The organism is Flavobacterium sp. CF136, from assembly GCF_000282055.1.
In the GTDB taxonomy this organism is placed as follows: Bacteria; Bacteroidota; Bacteroidia; order Flavobacteriales; family Flavobacteriaceae; genus Flavobacterium.
Genome location: NZ_AKJZ01000030.1, coordinates 1 through 16,941 on the forward strand (window position 1 = coordinate 1; position 16,941 = coordinate 16,941).

The 16,941-nt window shown below is 36.3% G+C and carries 8 protein-coding genes; all 8 read right to left on the minus strand.

From position 1 onward, the window contains the following. Window positions 1-122 precede the first annotated feature (122 nt). A complete protein-coding gene (locus PMI10_RS11095) occupies window positions 123-1,316 on the minus strand; it encodes a glycoside hydrolase family 27 protein (RefSeq protein ID WP_007807764.1) in 1,194 nt (397 codons plus the stop codon). A 127-nt stretch (window positions 1,317-1,443) separates the two neighbouring features. Next, on the minus strand, window positions 1,444-3,045 hold the full coding sequence (locus PMI10_RS11100; RefSeq protein WP_007807765.1) for a RagB/SusD family nutrient uptake outer membrane protein: 1,602 nt from the start codon (window positions 3,043-3,045) through the stop codon (window positions 1,444-1,446). A gap of 10 nt (window positions 3,046-3,055) precedes the next feature. After that, window positions 3,056-6,031, minus strand: a complete 2,976-nt coding sequence (locus PMI10_RS11105; protein ID WP_007807766.1) for a SusC/RagA family TonB-linked outer membrane protein — start codon at window positions 6,029-6,031, stop codon at window positions 3,056-3,058. A gap of 286 nt (window positions 6,032-6,317) precedes the next feature. Further along, a complete protein-coding gene (locus tag PMI10_RS11110) occupies window positions 6,318-8,036 on the minus strand; it encodes a glycoside hydrolase family 2 protein (RefSeq protein ID WP_007807767.1) in 1,719 nt (572 codons plus the stop codon). A gap of 185 nt (window positions 8,037-8,221) precedes the next feature. Next, entirely contained in the window at window positions 8,222-9,274 is a 1,053-nt protein-coding gene (locus PMI10_RS11115; protein WP_035631751.1) for a glycoside hydrolase family 43 protein, read from the minus strand. A gap of 85 nt (window positions 9,275-9,359) precedes the next feature. After that, window positions 9,360-11,942 (minus strand): alpha-L-arabinofuranosidase C-terminal domain-containing protein, encoded by a 2,583-nt coding sequence (locus tag PMI10_RS11120; protein ID WP_007807769.1) that lies wholly within the window; start codon window positions 11,940-11,942, stop codon window positions 9,360-9,362. Window positions 11,943-12,153: 211 nt separating this feature from the next. Further along, entirely contained in the window at window positions 12,154-13,641 is a 1,488-nt protein-coding gene (locus PMI10_RS11125; RefSeq protein ID WP_007807770.1) for a RagB/SusD family nutrient uptake outer membrane protein, read from the minus strand. A gap of 19 nt (window positions 13,642-13,660) precedes the next feature. Next, window positions 13,661-16,738 carry a SusC/RagA family TonB-linked outer membrane protein gene (locus PMI10_RS11130; protein ID WP_007807772.1) on the minus strand — a complete coding sequence of 1,026 codons (3,078 nt, stop codon included), beginning with the start codon at window positions 16,736-16,738 and terminating at the stop codon, window positions 13,661-13,663. Window positions 16,739-16,941 lie beyond the last annotated feature (203 nt).

Sequence of the window (16,941 nt, forward strand, 5' to 3'; positions counted from 1 at the left end):
AAAGAAATGTATTTCTTTTTTGTTTTTTTTTAATAAATCTATGCTTCTAGCCTGCACTGATCGGAGTCGAAGTGTGTTAAATCATATTTTTATGAATTATATAATGGGTTAAAGTAATTCTTTTATTTTTTAGATAATACAACCATCAAAACTCCATGTGCCGGAATGCTTTTTACAAGATTCTTTTCTGTAGTTCCGATACTTTTATGCTCCCATAAATCTCTGACAATATATGTTTCTTTTTTGATTTTTACATCTTCTACAAAATACATTGTATTTTTTTTCCAATCATAATCTAATTTCCAATCCGTTTCTGTTCTGTTTAAAAAACAAATTGCCACTTTACCATCGGCCAATGGTTTTGCCCAAATTTCATGTTCTCCCATATCCATAAATCTTCGGGCTTGCTGTCCTTTAGCATCCTGATTAACGGCAATTACTTCTTTATTTGTTAGAATTTGTGCCGTAGTTGGATCTAAATTCCGAAGATCGTTTCCTGCCATTAAAGGAGAAGCCAGCATGGACCACATTGAGAAATGAGTTTTATTTTCGTCGTAAGTCATACCACCATTTCCTACTTCAAGCATGTCCGGATCATTCCAATGCCCCGGTCCGGCATATTTCCATAAGTCTGCCTGTCTATCGATAATATCCAGAATTCCTAAGCCTCCCCAATCAAAAGTACATTGATAACAATCTCTGATATCAAAAGTGGTACGCCATAAATGACCAATTCCTTCGCCCCATTCCCATGGTTTGCTTCCTCCCCATTCGCAAATAGAAAAAACAATTGGTCTTTTGGTTTCTTTTAAAGCATCACTCATGGTTTTATAGGCCGCTTTTGCATTTTGCCCTTCATCAAAACACCAGTCGTATTTTAAATAATCAACGCCCCATTCGGCATATTTTTTAGCATCCTGAAACTGATATCCACGACTTCCCGGTCTGGATTGACAGGTCATAGAACCTGCACAGGAATAAATCCCGAATTTCAACCCTTTACTATGAATATAATCTCCCAAAGCTTTCATCCCCGATGGAAAACGTTCCGGATCTGCAATTATATCTCCTTTTGCATCTCGCCCAATTTGCCAGCAGTCATCAATAACCAAATAATTATATCCGGCATCACGCATACCGCTTTTCACCATTGCGTCAGCCATTTCTTTTATTAATTTTTCGCTTACGTCACAGCCAAATTTATTCCAGCTGTTCCAGCCCATTGGCGGTGTTTTGGCTAAATCGGAAAATTCCTGGGAATAGCTAAAAAAAGGATTGACTAACAACATCAATACTGCTAAAAATATATTTTTCATTCTAATAATTTTATAATTAATGTTAAACCAGAGAGCTGTTCCTAACCACAGAACAGCTCTCAGACACTTATAAACAACTAAAAAAACCTTGTTTTAAAAAAACACTTATTGATTGGGTATATAATATTTAATTATACCCTGGATTTTGTACCAAACTATGATTTGCATCCATCTGACTTTGAGGGATAGGGAATATTGCTCTGTAATCACCATTTGGTTTATGAGAAAACCAAGATTTTTTAGTATAAACACCAAAGCGAATCAAGTCTTGTTTTCTGTGATGTTCCCCAACAAATTCCCAAGCTAATTCATCGAGAAAACCACCGTATTGTATGTCAGCACCGCCTTCGTATTTAGTGATTGTTCCATTCGAATACTCGCCATATTTATAAACACTTCCTCCCAGTAATTTAGCTCCGGTAACGATTGCTTTTGCCGGATTTGCCTTGAAATCCCTGGCTCTTACTTCACTAACAATTGTTGCTGCCTGGTCTGCGCTTCCGGTTCTTAATAAACACTCCGCTTTTATCATTAAGGCATCACCATATCTAAAAAAGGGAACATCATTAGAACTGTTAACTGAAGTTCCTGAACCTATCTCATATTTCACTAATCGATATCCTTCATTATACTCACAACCATCTACAGTTGACATATAATTAATGTAATTTAATTGTGTTACTTTATCTTCCAATATCAATGGAGCACCTGATTTTGTGTATTGCAATCCTCCTAACCAGCAATCTTTCAATCTGCTGTCATCTGCATCATAAGTATCAATAAATTGAGGAATTGCTCCGCTTCCTCCCCAAGGAGAATCCTGCATTTCAAATGTGGCACGACTTGCCGGGTAAAGCGTTTTGAATGGATAGTAAGAGCCTCCCGTGTATTTCTCATCAAACGGAATTGATAAGATTTCTTCCGGAGAGCCTTCATTTTTGATTTTATAGGAATCTAAATAATTTGGTGCCAGACTAAATTTCCCACTGTTAATAACATCATTAACTTCACTTAAAGCTTCTGCCCACATTGGAGTACCTAAGTAAACTCCTGCATTAAGGTATAATTTTGCCAATGTCATTTTAGCAGCCCATTTGGTAACTTTACCATAGGATGCATCTGTATTATCTTCTCTTAAAGCAGGCATAGCTTCGGTAAGTTCTGTTTTTATAAAATCAAATACTTCCTGGCTTGTCTCTTGTTTAGGCAAATAACCCGGAGGGTTTATAAAATTTGTTTCAACAGGTATATTTCTAAAATTATCATACAAAATATAATAGTAGATTGCTCTCAAAGCCCTTAACTCTTTGATATAGACATCTGAGTTTTCCAGGCCTTTTAAATTTTCAATTTGATAAATTGCTTTATTTATTTTAAAAATAGCCTGATAACCATAAGCCCATCCTGCTTCGGCATGACTTAACGTTGGTCCCCAGGTGTGCTGGTGCATTGTAATATAATAATCACCCCAGCCAATTCCGTTTCTAAATGGTGTTACAATTAAGTCTGAAGATTCTTCATTGATATCAAACTGGCCATCCCATCCCCAGTATATATCTCTGAATGCAGCATAGGCCGGTGCCATAATATTTCCTATATCTGCCGCTGTTATAATGGTTCCTTCGGCAGTAACATTACTATAAACAGTTTCATCCAAGTCAGTACATCCTGCAAATGAGAACACTATACTTAATAGTGTTATCTTATAAATTTTATTTAACTTTTTCATCTTTGTTTATTTAAAAGTTTACACTAATTCCTAAAGTGAATGTTCTTGTTGTAGGATACTTATCACGACTGTCATCACCTGCTGTCAAACCGTTTCCACCGGCGATTTCCGGATCTAATCCTTTATATCTTGTGAAAGTGGCTAAATTGGAACCCGAAGCATATATCCTTGCTGAATTAACAATTTTTAATTTTTTAACATCCAAATTATAACCCAGGGTTATATTATTAATTTTTACATAATCTCCATCTTCTATGTAATAACTCACATAGGTCTGAGAATAATTCAGTTTTGTTTTTCCATAAACCAAATCCTGAGAAGAGTCTAACATGTTATAATTAATAGTTGGATTTTCATAAAACATACGTTGATAATTCAGTATTTGAAAACCAAAAGCTCCAACAAGTACTACACCTAAATCAAATCGTTTGTATTTAAAAGTATTGGACCATCCTGCATTAAATTTTGGAATTCCATTACCCAGATATTGTTTGTTGTCATCGTTGTATAAATCCGGAGTCAGCGTTTTTCTGGTCCCATCCTTAGTTTCAATAATCCATTTCCCGTCATCAGTAATATCTACTGATTTTAGTCCCCAAAAATTACCTATTGATTGTCCCACTTCCAATCGATGTGTTGAGAATGAAATAGGATCACCCGCATCTCCTACGTTTATGAAATTTCCCTGAATTTCATACAAATCATTAGAAAGACTTGTAAGTTTATTTTTATTGTGAGAAAATGTCATACTGGAATTCCATTCAAAATCTTTTGTTTGTACAGGAGTTGTATTTAATAAAATTTCGATCCCTTTATTCTCCATTTTACCTACATTGGCAGTTATGCTATTATACAAATAAGGCGGAACAGGGACTTCATAATCCCACAACATATCCTTAGTCTTCTTATGATACAAATCTACACTACCACTGATGCGGTTTTTAAAAAATGAAAAATCTAATCCTAAATTGATTTCTTGTGATTTTTCCCAACGCAAATCAGGATTAGGATTACTGGCTGGAACCAGACCCTGAACCCATGCCCCATTATTATAAACATAGCCCTCATAATTTAATAAAGTTTGTGAGAGGTAAGAACTGTTAGGAATAATCCCTGTCTCTCCAAAACCTGCACGCAGTTTTAGATTATCAATAAATGAAACATCTTTCAGGAAAGATTCATTACTAATGCTCCAGCCTGCTGAAACTGAAGGAAATGTTCCCCATTGATAATTATCTCCAAATCTGGAAGATCCTTCTCTTCTCACACTGGCCAGCAAATGATATTTATTGTCAAATGAATAAGTAGCTCTGCCAAAAAAACCAATCAGTTTATTATCTTCTTTATAACTTCCCATTCCTGCTTTTCCATCCAAAAGTGCCTGACCTTCTCCTAAATTATTATACGAAAAGGCATCAGTAGGAAAGTTATAATTATTAGCAAATCCGCTTTGTGACATAGTATATTGATAACTATATCCGCCTAAAACAGAAAAATTGTGTTTATTGATTGTTTTAGCATATTTTGAAGTAAATTCCATCTGATCTAAGTTTGACCTGTCATCTGATCTTGATGCATAACCATTTCTACCCTGAATTGTATTTGAATAATGCTTTTTAGTTTCGTAATATCCATGCAAATTTGAGTTTTTTACATTGGAAATACGAAAGTCTGTATCCCAACCCGGCAATAAAGTCAGTGTTACTCCTGCTGATAATCTTGTATTTTCACCCTCATTCATTCTATTGGTTTCATAGATTGAAGCCAGAGGGTTAGAATATTGAAATCTACTGGTTTGAGTCCAAACTCCATTATCGTCTTTTGGCCTTGCCGTTGGATTTCTAATCAGGGCCTGTCTGTAAACATTAGTGTCAAAACCTCCTGCTTGTTGTGTTGTTCTAACGATATTAAGATTGAATTTTAATTTATCGTTAAACATATAATGATTTGCATCAAAAGAAACTCTAAGCTCTTTTGTATAGGTCCCTAAAAAAACTCCTTCCTGATTCCCGTAATTAATATTAGCGATATAGTTCGATTTTGCACTACCGCCTTTCATATTAATATTATGGTTTTTATTTAATGCAGTTCTTGAAATTCCATCTAACCAATTCGTACTATATCCTTCATCTGCAAAAGGCATCTGTGCACCATCTGCAAGTAATTTTCTATACTGTGATGCATCTAAAAAATTTGCTTTTTTAGCAAAACTTGACATTGCAGTATAGCCTGTATAAGATAAGGTGTTCACAACATCACGATCCACTTTTTTTGTAGTTATCAAAATAACTCCATTAGCACCACGGGTACCATAAATTGCTGCTGCTGAGGCATCCTTAAGTACATCAATAGAAGCAATATCATTTACAGAAACACTATCAAATGATCCTGGAATTCCATTAATCAAAATCAATGGAGTGGTCCCTCCTTGCAAAGAAGCGATACCTCGTAAAGAAACCGAAGGACCTGCCAGCGGATCACCTGACCCATTTGAAATAACCAAACCGGCTACTTTACCCACAATCAATTCTGAGGCATCACGAACAGCACCTTGCGTAAAATCTTTTGCTTTTATAGTTGCAATAGAACTGGTAACTTCACCTCGTTTCTGCGTACCATATCCAATTAAAACAACTTCCGTCAATTCATTTACCTCTGATTCTAAGACTAAATTGATCGTATTTTTACCATCTGGTTTGATCTCTTTTGTTTTTAATCCTAAATAGGAAAAAATTAATATCGGATTATTTCCTTTAGTAACTATTTCAAAATTTCCATCGAAATCAGTTGCGGCTGCATTAGTTGTATTTTTTTCCAAAACTGATGCTCCGGGTATTGGAACATTATTTTCATCTGTAACTTTACCACTTATTTTTTGCTGTGAGAATGAGCTAAAAATAACAAACAGTAAAAAAATCGTACAGTACATCTTTCTTCTGAAAAGAGATGTAGCAGTACTTCTAAAGACATGCATGGTTGGTTTCATAATTTAACAATATTGGTTAGTGTGCTTTTGACACTTGTAAAATTATGTTAAATTGAAGTTAACGAAAATGCTAATATTACCACATGCTAATACTATATTATCCTGTTTTTAAGTATTTAGAATGAATTTCACACTTAAACACCATGAATACCCAACAAAACCCTTCATTTGTTGCATAAAGCGAGTTTTTATACCCAAAAAACAGAAAAAGCATAAACCTATAAAATAGTTTATGCTTTTGCCGAAAAATGATCTCAAAAAAATGTAGAGTAAAGTATTGTCCTTTTTATTTTTTAATACCAGGAGTGTCTAAATAATAGTCATGCAGAATGTACCATGCCTTCTTTTTGTCTCCTCTGTCAGAGAGCAGCCCTTTGCGATTCCAGCCTTTTTGATACACAGGATGCATTCTGCCCAACGAGCGATAATCTACTAATATCCAAGGGCAGACACCAGCTAAATTAGGCATAGCTTTAAACATCGAAATCTGGTCTTTATATATTTGTTCCTGATATTCTTCTGTCCAATAAGCAGCTTCATTGGTAGGACCATAATTGCTGCCGTACAAAGCTTCTCCTCCAAATTCAGATATAATAACAGGCTTGTCGGCAAGAAGTTTCCATTTGGTGTCTTCGGGTTTTCCCTGCCACGGTACGTACCAGCCAATATATTCGTTTACTGAAATTACATCAAAATAATTATATAGCGGATCATGTACATCCACAATATTGTTATTATAACTCTGGTTGTTTATTACAGAAGTAATCAATCGGGTATTATCAAGTTCCCTGCATTTTTTAGATAATTCAATCAATGCGGTATCACGGTTAGCGGTAGTCGAATAGGTTTCGTTTGAAATACTCCATATAAAAACAGCACAGCGATTACGATCCCGTTTTATCATTTCCTTCAGCATTAATTCCATCTTGTTGGTAACACTGGGAGTAGCAAATTCAATATGTTGGTAAACCGGAAGTTCATCCCATACCATCAGACCCATTTTCTCAGCCATTTTTAACATATATTCGTTATGGGGATAATGTGCCAATCGTACAAAATTACAACCCAGGTCTTTTGCCCAGGTGAGTACTATTAATGCATCTGATTCTGAGAAAGCTTTAGCCTGTGTAAACGGATTTTCTTCATGAATATTTACACCTTTTAAAAATAGAGGTTTGCCATTCAGCAGGATTTCTTTTCCATTGACTTCAATATTCCTGAAACCTATTTCATCTTTAACCGTGTCGGTTTCACATTGAATATTGACGTTATATAACTTAGGGTTTTCGGGTGCCCAAAGCTTAAACTTAGATAAAAACTGTATTTTAGCCCTTCCGTTAATATCCGTTTGAGCGGAATATTTAATACCGAGTTCAGGAATTGTAACAATTACTTTTTGTGAAAGTGATGCACCATTAAGCTGAACCCATCCTTCAACCTCTTTAGCAGATCCTTTCTTTAACTGAATGCAGTAATCATCTATATAAGTAGTGTTTGTTTCTACGAGATTAACATTACGGGTAATCCCTCCATAATTAAACCAGTCATAACCCAATCCCGGCAATCCGTCTTTTAAACGTTTGCTGTTTACTTTTACAATCAGGCTGTTATCTCCATCAACTGCCACGTTTGTAATTTCAAACTGAAAAGGGGTAAAACCACCTTCATGACTGCCTAACAATTTTCCGTTTAGATATACTGAACAGGTATAATTTACTGCACCAAAATGTATAAAGTATCTTTTCCCAGCCGTTTTTGTATTTTTAAATGTTTTTTTATACCATACTACGCCTTCCATATAAGTTAGTTCCGGTAATTGGGAATTAAAATCACCAGGTACATTAAGCTGCGGGCTGCCATCAAAAGAGTATTCTACAAAATCAGTTTTCTTTTCCGGCTTTTTTTCAAGCCAGATTTGCCTCCAATCGCCAATGTCAGTCGGATCTGAAATAGTTTGCCATTTTCCATTCAAAGAAATAAGGTTACGGGAATCGATATTTATCATTGCTGTTTGTGATTGTACCTTTTGAAAGATAAAAAGGCATAAAAAGCTAAATATTAAATAGGATTGATGTCTCATTTTTTGGAAAGTATTTTCAGAATGTATTAGAAAATCAAATATATTAAAAAATACCTGAACCTATTTGTATGAATGTATCATATGACTCCCTTATAAGTTGCTGATTAAAATTACTTGTCAAAAATGCTCATATCCCATTTTTCCTGCCATAAAACTGTTGCTCCATTTTTATCAATACGCAGCGGAAGCCAAACATAGCGGGAACTTTCAAGATCAGTTTTATTCCACTTGTCAAACATAGCTATAAAAGCTCCTTCTCTTCCCTGTACCGGAATTACATAAGTGCTTTGAGCATAAAATGTTTTATCAGCATCCGGGCCTTCACACAGTTCCTTCTTTTGTACAGTCCAAAGCCCCATAATAGTATCTGCCGTTGCTATTGTAGCTATATTAGGATCCCATCCTGAGCATCCTGAAGTAATAATATAATATTTTTTATTGTACTTAAATACAGCAGGAGCCTCACGGGAAAGATTTTCGAAATTCCTGGTAAACTTTCCTGAAGGTCTGAGATAATCATCAGTAAGTTCACTAATGTACATTGTCTTGTTATCCTCTGAAGAATAAAATTGGTATGCTTTAGCATCATCGTCAACAAAAACGGTTTGATCTCTGCTCATAGCATTATTAGGACGAAAACTTTCGATATATTTAAATTTGCCTACAGGACTGTCACTTACAGCAACTCCGGCAGCCGCTTTACTATAATCGGCACTGTCAACATGCATCCACATTACGAATTTTCCTGTCTTTTTATTAAAGATTACTTTAGGTCTTTCTAAAACTTTGGAAGTGTGCAGATCATGAGCCGCATCATCCTTAACTGCAGAAAGCACAAGACCTTCATTCTTCCAGTTTACCAGATCTTTTGAAGAATAACAGCTTATTCCAGCTACGTCTGTACGATAAGCCTCCCAGGTGGCTTCCGGAGGGAGAGATGTTTTCCCTTTTTTATATTCACCATACCAATAATAGATACCGTCATGAAACAGAATTCCTCCGCCATGAGCATTGATAGGATTTCCTTCGGTATCGTTCCAAACACTCCCCGGATTGAAAGAATCAGCAGAATGTTTTTGAGCGATGTCCTTCTTGGCGGTACAGCTGTATAGTGAAAGTAGTATTAGTAGTAATTGTAATTTTGGTTGTAAAAAAGATTTCATAATGATTGATTTAGCATGATTTAGAAATAATGTCAGCCAGTAAAAACCACATGGTTTAAACATTTAAATTTCTTTTATGGTTATACTATTTAGTTTTAACCCGAATAATAATGAACGAATAAGGCGGAATCTCTTTTGTAAAAGCTTCCTGTACTGTAAGGCTACTAATAGCTGGAAGTGCCAGTTTACTTTCCGGTTTACCGGTTAGAACTGTATATATTGCGCTATTTTTAGAGATAACCCCCGGAAATTCTATAGAGGGTGTTACAGCAACAGGCAGCATATTTACCAGTTTTATAATTATATCACCCGTAGCGCTGTCGGTCACAGCCGAAATACCAATACGTTTTGTCGCCTCAGTATTCTTTTCGGAAAGCTTTATCTGACTATAGAGGTAATTATCACCTGGGTTTTCGCCATACATTTTTTGTACATAGTAATTTACTGTAGGTTTTATTTCAGTTCCGTTAAAATAAATCAGGTCAGGATTCCATTGCGTATGTTTTTCACGTGCGAGTAAAGGGGCATAACTGGCCATACTGACCACATCACCATTACGCTCAACAGCAGTGAGATACAAACTTTCGGCCAGTGCATTGTAAAAAGTATTTCCCCAGGAGGCATACTCCCCAAGATATACTTTTGACTTACTTCGGTCATAACTATCATAAAAATCCTGATTATTTATAAACCAGCCCGGACTGTTGTAATAATGCTCGTCAACCATAGGAAGATTCAGTTTATCCGCCAAAGCCCAGCCTTCGACATAGTCGGTACCCTGATAAAAAGGCCCAACAGTACCAATAATTGTAATATTAGGATATTTTTGCTGCACTGCTTTTACTATCATAGTGTAGCGCTCTTCAAATACATCAGTAATAAGGTCTTCGTTGCCTATACCAATATATTTAAGGTTAAACGGCTTAGCGTGACCTGCCTGTGCGCGTACTTTGCCCCATTTTGTATCAGTACTTCCATTTGCATATTCAATAAGATCCAGCACATCCTGTACATACGCATCCATATCCTTCATAGGAATTCCACATTGCTGACCTGCTCCCCCAACTTTTGAGTTTTGACAAGGAACACCTGCCGCGAGTACCGGAACCGGTTCTGCACCAAGATCTTCACAAAACTGAAAATATTCAAAAAATCCTAATCCCATGGTTTGATGGTAATCCCATATATTACGCATAGGTTTACGGCTTTCCAATGTCCCAATAGTGTTTTTCCAACGGTAAATATTTTCAAGACCATCACCATGTGCAAGACATCCGCCGGGAAATCTCACGAATTTAGGGTGCATATCGGCAATAGCCTTTGTAAGATCCAAACGCAGTCCGTTTTTGCGGTCTTTAAATGTTTTTTGAGGAAACAAGGATACCATATCTAAAGCGGTTTCTCCCTGACTGCTTATTTCAAGTCGGGCATTGGCGGCTGTAGCAGAAGGTTTTAATACAGTAGTATATTTTTTCCATGATGTTCCCGGTGTTATAGTTGCATCTGCCAGCACTATACCTGTGGGTCCAATCAGTTTTACTGTACATTTAGTGCCTTTTGCGAAAACACTGAAATCGTATCGCTCTCCGGCAGTAACCGGAATACCATCAAACCCTTCATTACTTATGGTGCTGTTTTTTATAACTGCATAATTGGCATTATTAGGATGGATTCCATTAAGACTGTCAATACTAAATGTTCCGCTCCATGCCATTCGGTGTGTCCAGTTTTTATCCTTTCCTACCTTATCATTTACATTATATTCGAAATCACGATTTTGTATTAGTTCGGCATACAAGCCTCCATCTGCGGCATAATTGATGTCTTCGAAAAAGATTCCGGTCAGCATACTGCTGATCTTCTTACTTTTTGAAGCATCAATACTGACATTAACAGAAATAGGTTTCAATCCTGCAAATAGTATACTGTCTTTCTTTGGAGTAGCCGTATTTTTTTCTGCTCGGAACTTCTCGGCTTCCATGTTTTTAATTAAATTATCTACCAACGCCCATTCCACCTGATTGATACTTCCCTCCTGAGTTTCCCCAAAAAGGTTAACAGTAACCCGCATACTTTTCCTGTCTATTTTTTTTGAGGCAGTTGTTTCGGTATAATCTTTAAAATCCTTTCTAAAAATTTCATACACAGAACCATTTTTACCGGACGAATCTCCACTGAACCAGCTCACGGTATAATTTCCGCCTGAATCTGCTGCTCCTTCAACAAATAAAACATTTCCCGAAGAACCATCTGCCTTCTTTACTGGTATATAACTTTGTCGCTGCCAATTGAAGAGATCAGCTGTGGCAGCATGGGCAAAAACTTCATCTTTTTCGTTTACACTCCATAAACAGTGAAATAACCCATTATTGTCTCTAAACAAAAATGGAGCGATCATTCTTTTTTGAGAGCCCCAGTCCCCGTAGTCACATTTTAAAAATCCATATTCAGGACCAACAGCATGCCAGTTTAACTTATCGGAACTCCATGCAAAATGAAGCCCGTTTTTGCCATTATTTTTATTTGTTGCATAAGCAAATAAATAAACTTTCCTGCCATTATTTTTAGCTGAGACAGTAAAGGGAAAAATAAAAGCCAGCATTATAAAAAGTAGAAATGACCTGAATACACTTTTTAAAAAGTGATTGAATTTTAAAGATAGTATCATGATTGTTTTATCTTAATTTAATTTTTAGTTACAACAAAGTAAATTTTAATTACTCATGTCCTGTAATTTAATAAGAACGGAAAGTTCTGTATTTGTTTTTACTTATTACACCAAAATAATATTTTTTATGTGAAAATAAAAAAAGCAGCTGCGATAAACTGCAGCTGCCTTTCAAACTTAAACCAGATTTAATTTATCATTTTTAGGATTTTTATAACCAATTAGGATTTTGCGTAAGCACACCATTTGAATTGGTAACAAAAGTCGATGGAATAGGAAACTTACTGTTTTTAGCATAGTTAAAATTAGTCCTTCCCAGATTATTCATAATATTGGTTGTATATCCAGGCACCACTTTTTCATAACGAACGAGGTCAAACCATCGATTTCCTTCAATAGCCGTTTCTACACGACGTTCTTTCCATATTAACTGGCGCAGTTGTGCCTTATCTGTAACCGTAATCTGCGGCAATACACCTGCCTGAGCAAAAGTCTTATTGCCACGGGCTCTGAAACGTAATTGTTCTAAAGCATCTAATGCCACGGAGCTTTGGCCTAATTCATTTGCAGACTCTGCGTAAATCAGCAGGATATCGGCATAACGAAGGAAAGGAAGGTTTAACTGCTGTTTAAAGAAATCAGCATCCGGCCATTGTGTTGCAGGCCAGATAACTTTTTTGTTAGCATACTGGAATCCTGCTGTCCATTTGATAACATTGGTATAGCCGTCTATGGTTTCTCCCTGATTAAAAATCGAAGCTGCTTTACGTGGATCACCTGCTTCAAAAGAGTTAACAAGATCATCGGAAGGTGTAAAAATAGCACTGCCTAATCCTGATCCGGGAATCCCCTGAAATTCAACATAAGGATTACGAAGACGTCCGGTAATATTTTGATATATGTAATGCCCCGGCATCATACTTTCTACAGAATATTTACCTTCAATGGCAAACAGATTACGGAAATTAGGATCAAGACTATACTCGCCGCTTTCAACAACTTGTTTTGCATAAGCGTAAGCCTTTGCATAATCCTGTCTGTACAAATATACTTTTGCAAGCATTCCAAGTGCAGTTCCTTTAGTTACACGACCAAGATTTGCAGTACCCCAAGTCTGTCTGGTAGGAAGATGTTCGGCAGCATATTCCAAATCACTAATGATAAGATTATATACTTCTTCCTGACTGCTTTTCGGGATATTATATTCGGACGGTGCAGGTACATGGTCACGTAATACTACGTCTCCAAATACATTTACAAGGTCAAAATGCCAGTACGCCCTGAAAAAACGTGCCTGAGAATTATAAAGTACTGCCTGCTCATTATCATAACCGCTGGTAAGTTTAAGAACCTCATTACAATCATTCAGGTACTGATACCATCTTTCCCAAAGACGTTCCACATATATATTGCCCGGATTATTTGTAAAATCATAGGCAGAGGTAAAATTAACATCGCCTGTATTCATCTTTACATCATCTGAACAAAACTCATGTGTTGTAAAATACATGGTTCCGAGTCTAAAGAAGCGCCAATTCACTGAGGAATACACTCTGTTTAATGCTGCATTTATACTTTCTTCATTAGAAAAATAAACATCCGTTGTAAGCTGGCCCTGCGGAGTTACATCAAGAAAATCATCACAGGAAGCCAAAAGGCTTAACCCTCCCATTACTATTATATATTTTAGCTTTTTCATGCTTAATAAATTTATGTGATTAAAAAGTTAAGTTCATACCAAATTGAACACTGCCGGAAATAGGAAATGTGTTGTAATCCAATCCATCAGGTAGTTCTGGTGTAAACCCTTTATATTTGGTGAAGTATAACAAATTAGCTCCTGTAAGGTAAATACGCAATTTACTGATACTTGTATTTGCAAAAATATTCTCCGGCAAAGTAAAGCCCACTGTTGCATTTCTTAATTTTACATAGTCACCATTAAATACCATAAGATCTATGGTGCGGTTCATATTTACTGAGCCTGCTGCAAGTCTTGGCATATTGGCATTAGTATTAGTTGATGTCCATGAATCAAGCCAGTCTGTATGCATATTGTTTGTAGGCGAAGTAAAATCATTATATGAATTGTTCATCGCTTTTGCTCCATAGCTTCCTGCAAAATCAAAACTTATATCAAATCCTTTATACTCGGCATTAAAAGCAATCGCTCCTGTAAATTTTGGAAAAGGACTGCCAATATTCCCCTGATCTGCTGTTGTTATACGTCCGTCGCCATCTCTGTCTACATAAATTAAATCACCAAGTTTTGTATTGGTATGGTAAGCTGTCTGACCATGACTCTGTGCATATTGATTCCATGAATCTATATCAGCCTGAGTACGGTAAATTCCCTGGGTTTTATAACCGTAAAAATAATTAAAAGGCTGTCCTTCCTCAATACGTGTCTGCAGATTGGTAGAGAATGCTGTTGAGGTTGTTGTCAAACCTTTCCAGTCAAGCACTTTATTTTTAAAAGAACTTCCCGTTAAGCTTACTCCATATTTAAAGTTATTTTTGTTGTCCTGCCATCCCAGTGTAAAATCGAATCCTCTGTTTTGTACGGAACCTGCATTGCTGTATGTTGGCTGTATACCCACAGAGCCCCCCTGAACAGGTAAAATCATTAACAAATCTTCTGTTTTTCGATTAAAAAGATCAAATTCAAATGTAAGTCTGTTATCAAGCACAGCCATTTCAATCCCAAGGTCAGTTTGAATGTTATTTTCCCACTTCACATTAGGGTTAGAAGCATTGGTTATACCTACTCCTGGGCTTACCTGACCGTTGAAAACAGCGTGAAACTCATCACTTTGGGTAGCAAGTGCGTAGGCCACATTATCCATTATCTTGTCATTACCGGTTATTCCCCAGCTTCCTCTTAACTTCAGGTTATTTAACCAGGCAGCATTTTTAAGGAAATTTTCTTTATTAATTCTCCAGCCAACTGCTGCGGACGGGAAATAACCCCAACGATTATTAGGTCCAAACTTAGAAGAACCGTCTGCACGGATTGTGGCTGTAAACAAGTAACGGTCCATTAAGGTATAATTGGTTCTGAACCAAAAAGAAGCTCTTGAAGATTTTGAAGGCAAAAATGCATTTACAGTCCTGTTATTGATACTTGCTGCATAAATAGATATATAATCCAGATTATCCACAGCATAATTTTTTCCTGTCGCTCCCAAAGCATGGAAATCGGTCTGTTCTGAACTTTGCCCCACAAGCAGGTTTAAACGATGCTTATCACCAAATAATTTATCGTATGTAAGTGTATTAGTCCATAACCAGGTACTGCCATTACTGTAGTTTTCAGTATAGCTGTTAGGATTATTAAACTGGAATGACGGATTAATGCTGTATTTTGGCAAAAATTGATCAAAGCGGGTAAAATTCCAGTCTTCACCAAAAGATGTCTTAAATTGCAGGCCATCCAAAATATCGTAAGTTCCCCATATATCCCCTACAAAACGTTTCGTATTTGTATTGGCATCTTTATTCAGTTCTAATTCTGCCACAGGGTTGATAAGATCATTATTCTGCATTGGATTCCAGTCGCCATTTTGATTTTTAGGTGTAATAAGAGGCGATCCGGAAAGCACAGAACGAACTGTTCTGTAAGTAAGTCCCTGCCCGGAATTTGATCCGGAAATATTGAAATTATGACCTACTTTTATTTTATTACTGATCTTATATTCGTTATTGATACGTAAGGTCACGCGATTGTAATCTGTATAATTCCAGATCCCTTCCTGCTCAAAATATCCCAAACTTAAATTATAATTCATTTTTTCGGACCCTCCTGAGACTGAGATTTGATGATCCTTTGTCAAACCTGTCCTGCTTATTTCATCCATCCAGTCAGTTCCTTTTCCATATTGTGACGGATTGGGGTATGGCTGCGCTGCACCTGTATTGGAAGCTACCGTATTCATAAGTGCTGCATACTCAGCCCCATTTGCAGTTTTATAATTATTTATTGCATATTGAATGCCCTGGTTCCCTGAATAAGATATAATCGCTTTACCAGTTTTACCTTTTTTTGTCGTAATAAGGATTACACCGTTTGCTCCTCTCGAACCGTATATCGCTGTTGCTGATGCATCTTTAAGCACACTCATCGTTTCAATATCCTTAGGATTAAGGAACGTGATATCATTTAGCATCATACCGTCTACCACATATAATGGAGAAGAATCCCCGTTAGTACCTATACCACGTATACGCACCGTCGGGCTTGCACCCGGCTGTCCTGCCGAATTAACAGTAAGACCGCTCTTACCCTGCAATGCTTCTGCGGCATTACCGCCTCTAATACCATTTATATCTTTTGACTTCAGTGTCGTTATGGAACCGGTTAAATCACTTTTTTTCTGTTTTCCATAACCCACCACCGTAATCTCATCAAGCACGTTACTGCTTAACACCATCGTTACATTAATTTCAGACAGCTCTTTAATTTGTATTTCCTGATCAGTGAAACCGATAAATGAAAACACAAGTACATCCTGATCGGATGAAACTTCAATTGAATAGTTACCATCATAATCTGTAACAACACTTTTTGATGTACCTTTTATGACAACGTTAACTCCCGGCATACCTAAATTGTTGTCCGAAGAAATAACTTTTCCTTTTATTGTTTTTTGCTGCTGCTGATTTATATATTCAGCTATCTTTCTGTCAACAGATGTACTTTTTGCTGCAACAGCATTAGTAGACAATCCTATAATGAGTGCGATTGTCAGGCTACATCCTCTGGAAAGAAAATTATGAAGAAAGGGTTCTTTTTTCATATGGTTAATTTTTTATTTGTGGTTAAAATTTAGTTAGTAGTCGTTTATTAATTTTCTTTTTTCCTGGTTAATTTCATATCATTATTTTTTAAAAGTTTAAATCGTTTTTATTTATCAAAACAACACTACAAGTTTACTCATATTGATAAAATCACGTTATAATTTATGATGCAATCGCTATAAATTATAGTGCAAATAATGAA

Bases quoted from the DNA above. Each gene is read 5' to 3' on its own strand.
- PMI10_RS11115 (WP_035631751.1), bottom strand. From the start codon at position 9,274: ATGAAATCTTTTTTACAACCAAAATTACAATTACTACTAATACTACTT.
- PMI10_RS11130 (WP_007807772.1), bottom strand. From the start codon at position 16,738: ATGAAAAAAGAACCCTTTCTTCATAATTTTCTTTCCAGAGGATGTAGC.
- PMI10_RS11105 (WP_007807766.1), bottom strand. From the start codon at position 6,031: ATGAAACCAACCATGCATGTCTTTAGAAGTACTGCTACATCTCTTTTC.
- PMI10_RS11120 (WP_007807769.1), bottom strand. From the start codon at position 11,942: ATGATACTATCTTTAAAATTCAATCACTTTTTAAAAAGTGTATTCAGG.
- PMI10_RS11100 (WP_007807765.1), bottom strand. From the start codon at position 3,045: ATGAAAAAGTTAAATAAAATTTATAAGATAACACTATTAAGTATAGTG.
- PMI10_RS11110 (WP_007807767.1), bottom strand. From the start codon at position 8,036: ATGATAAATATCGATTCCCGTAACCTTATTTCTTTGAATGGAAAATGG.
- PMI10_RS11095 (WP_007807764.1), bottom strand. From the start codon at position 1,316: ATGAAAAATATATTTTTAGCAGTATTGATGTTGTTAGTCAATCCTTTT.
- PMI10_RS11125 (WP_007807770.1), bottom strand. From the start codon at position 13,641: ATGAAAAAGCTAAAATATATAATAGTAATGGGAGGGTTAAGCCTTTTG.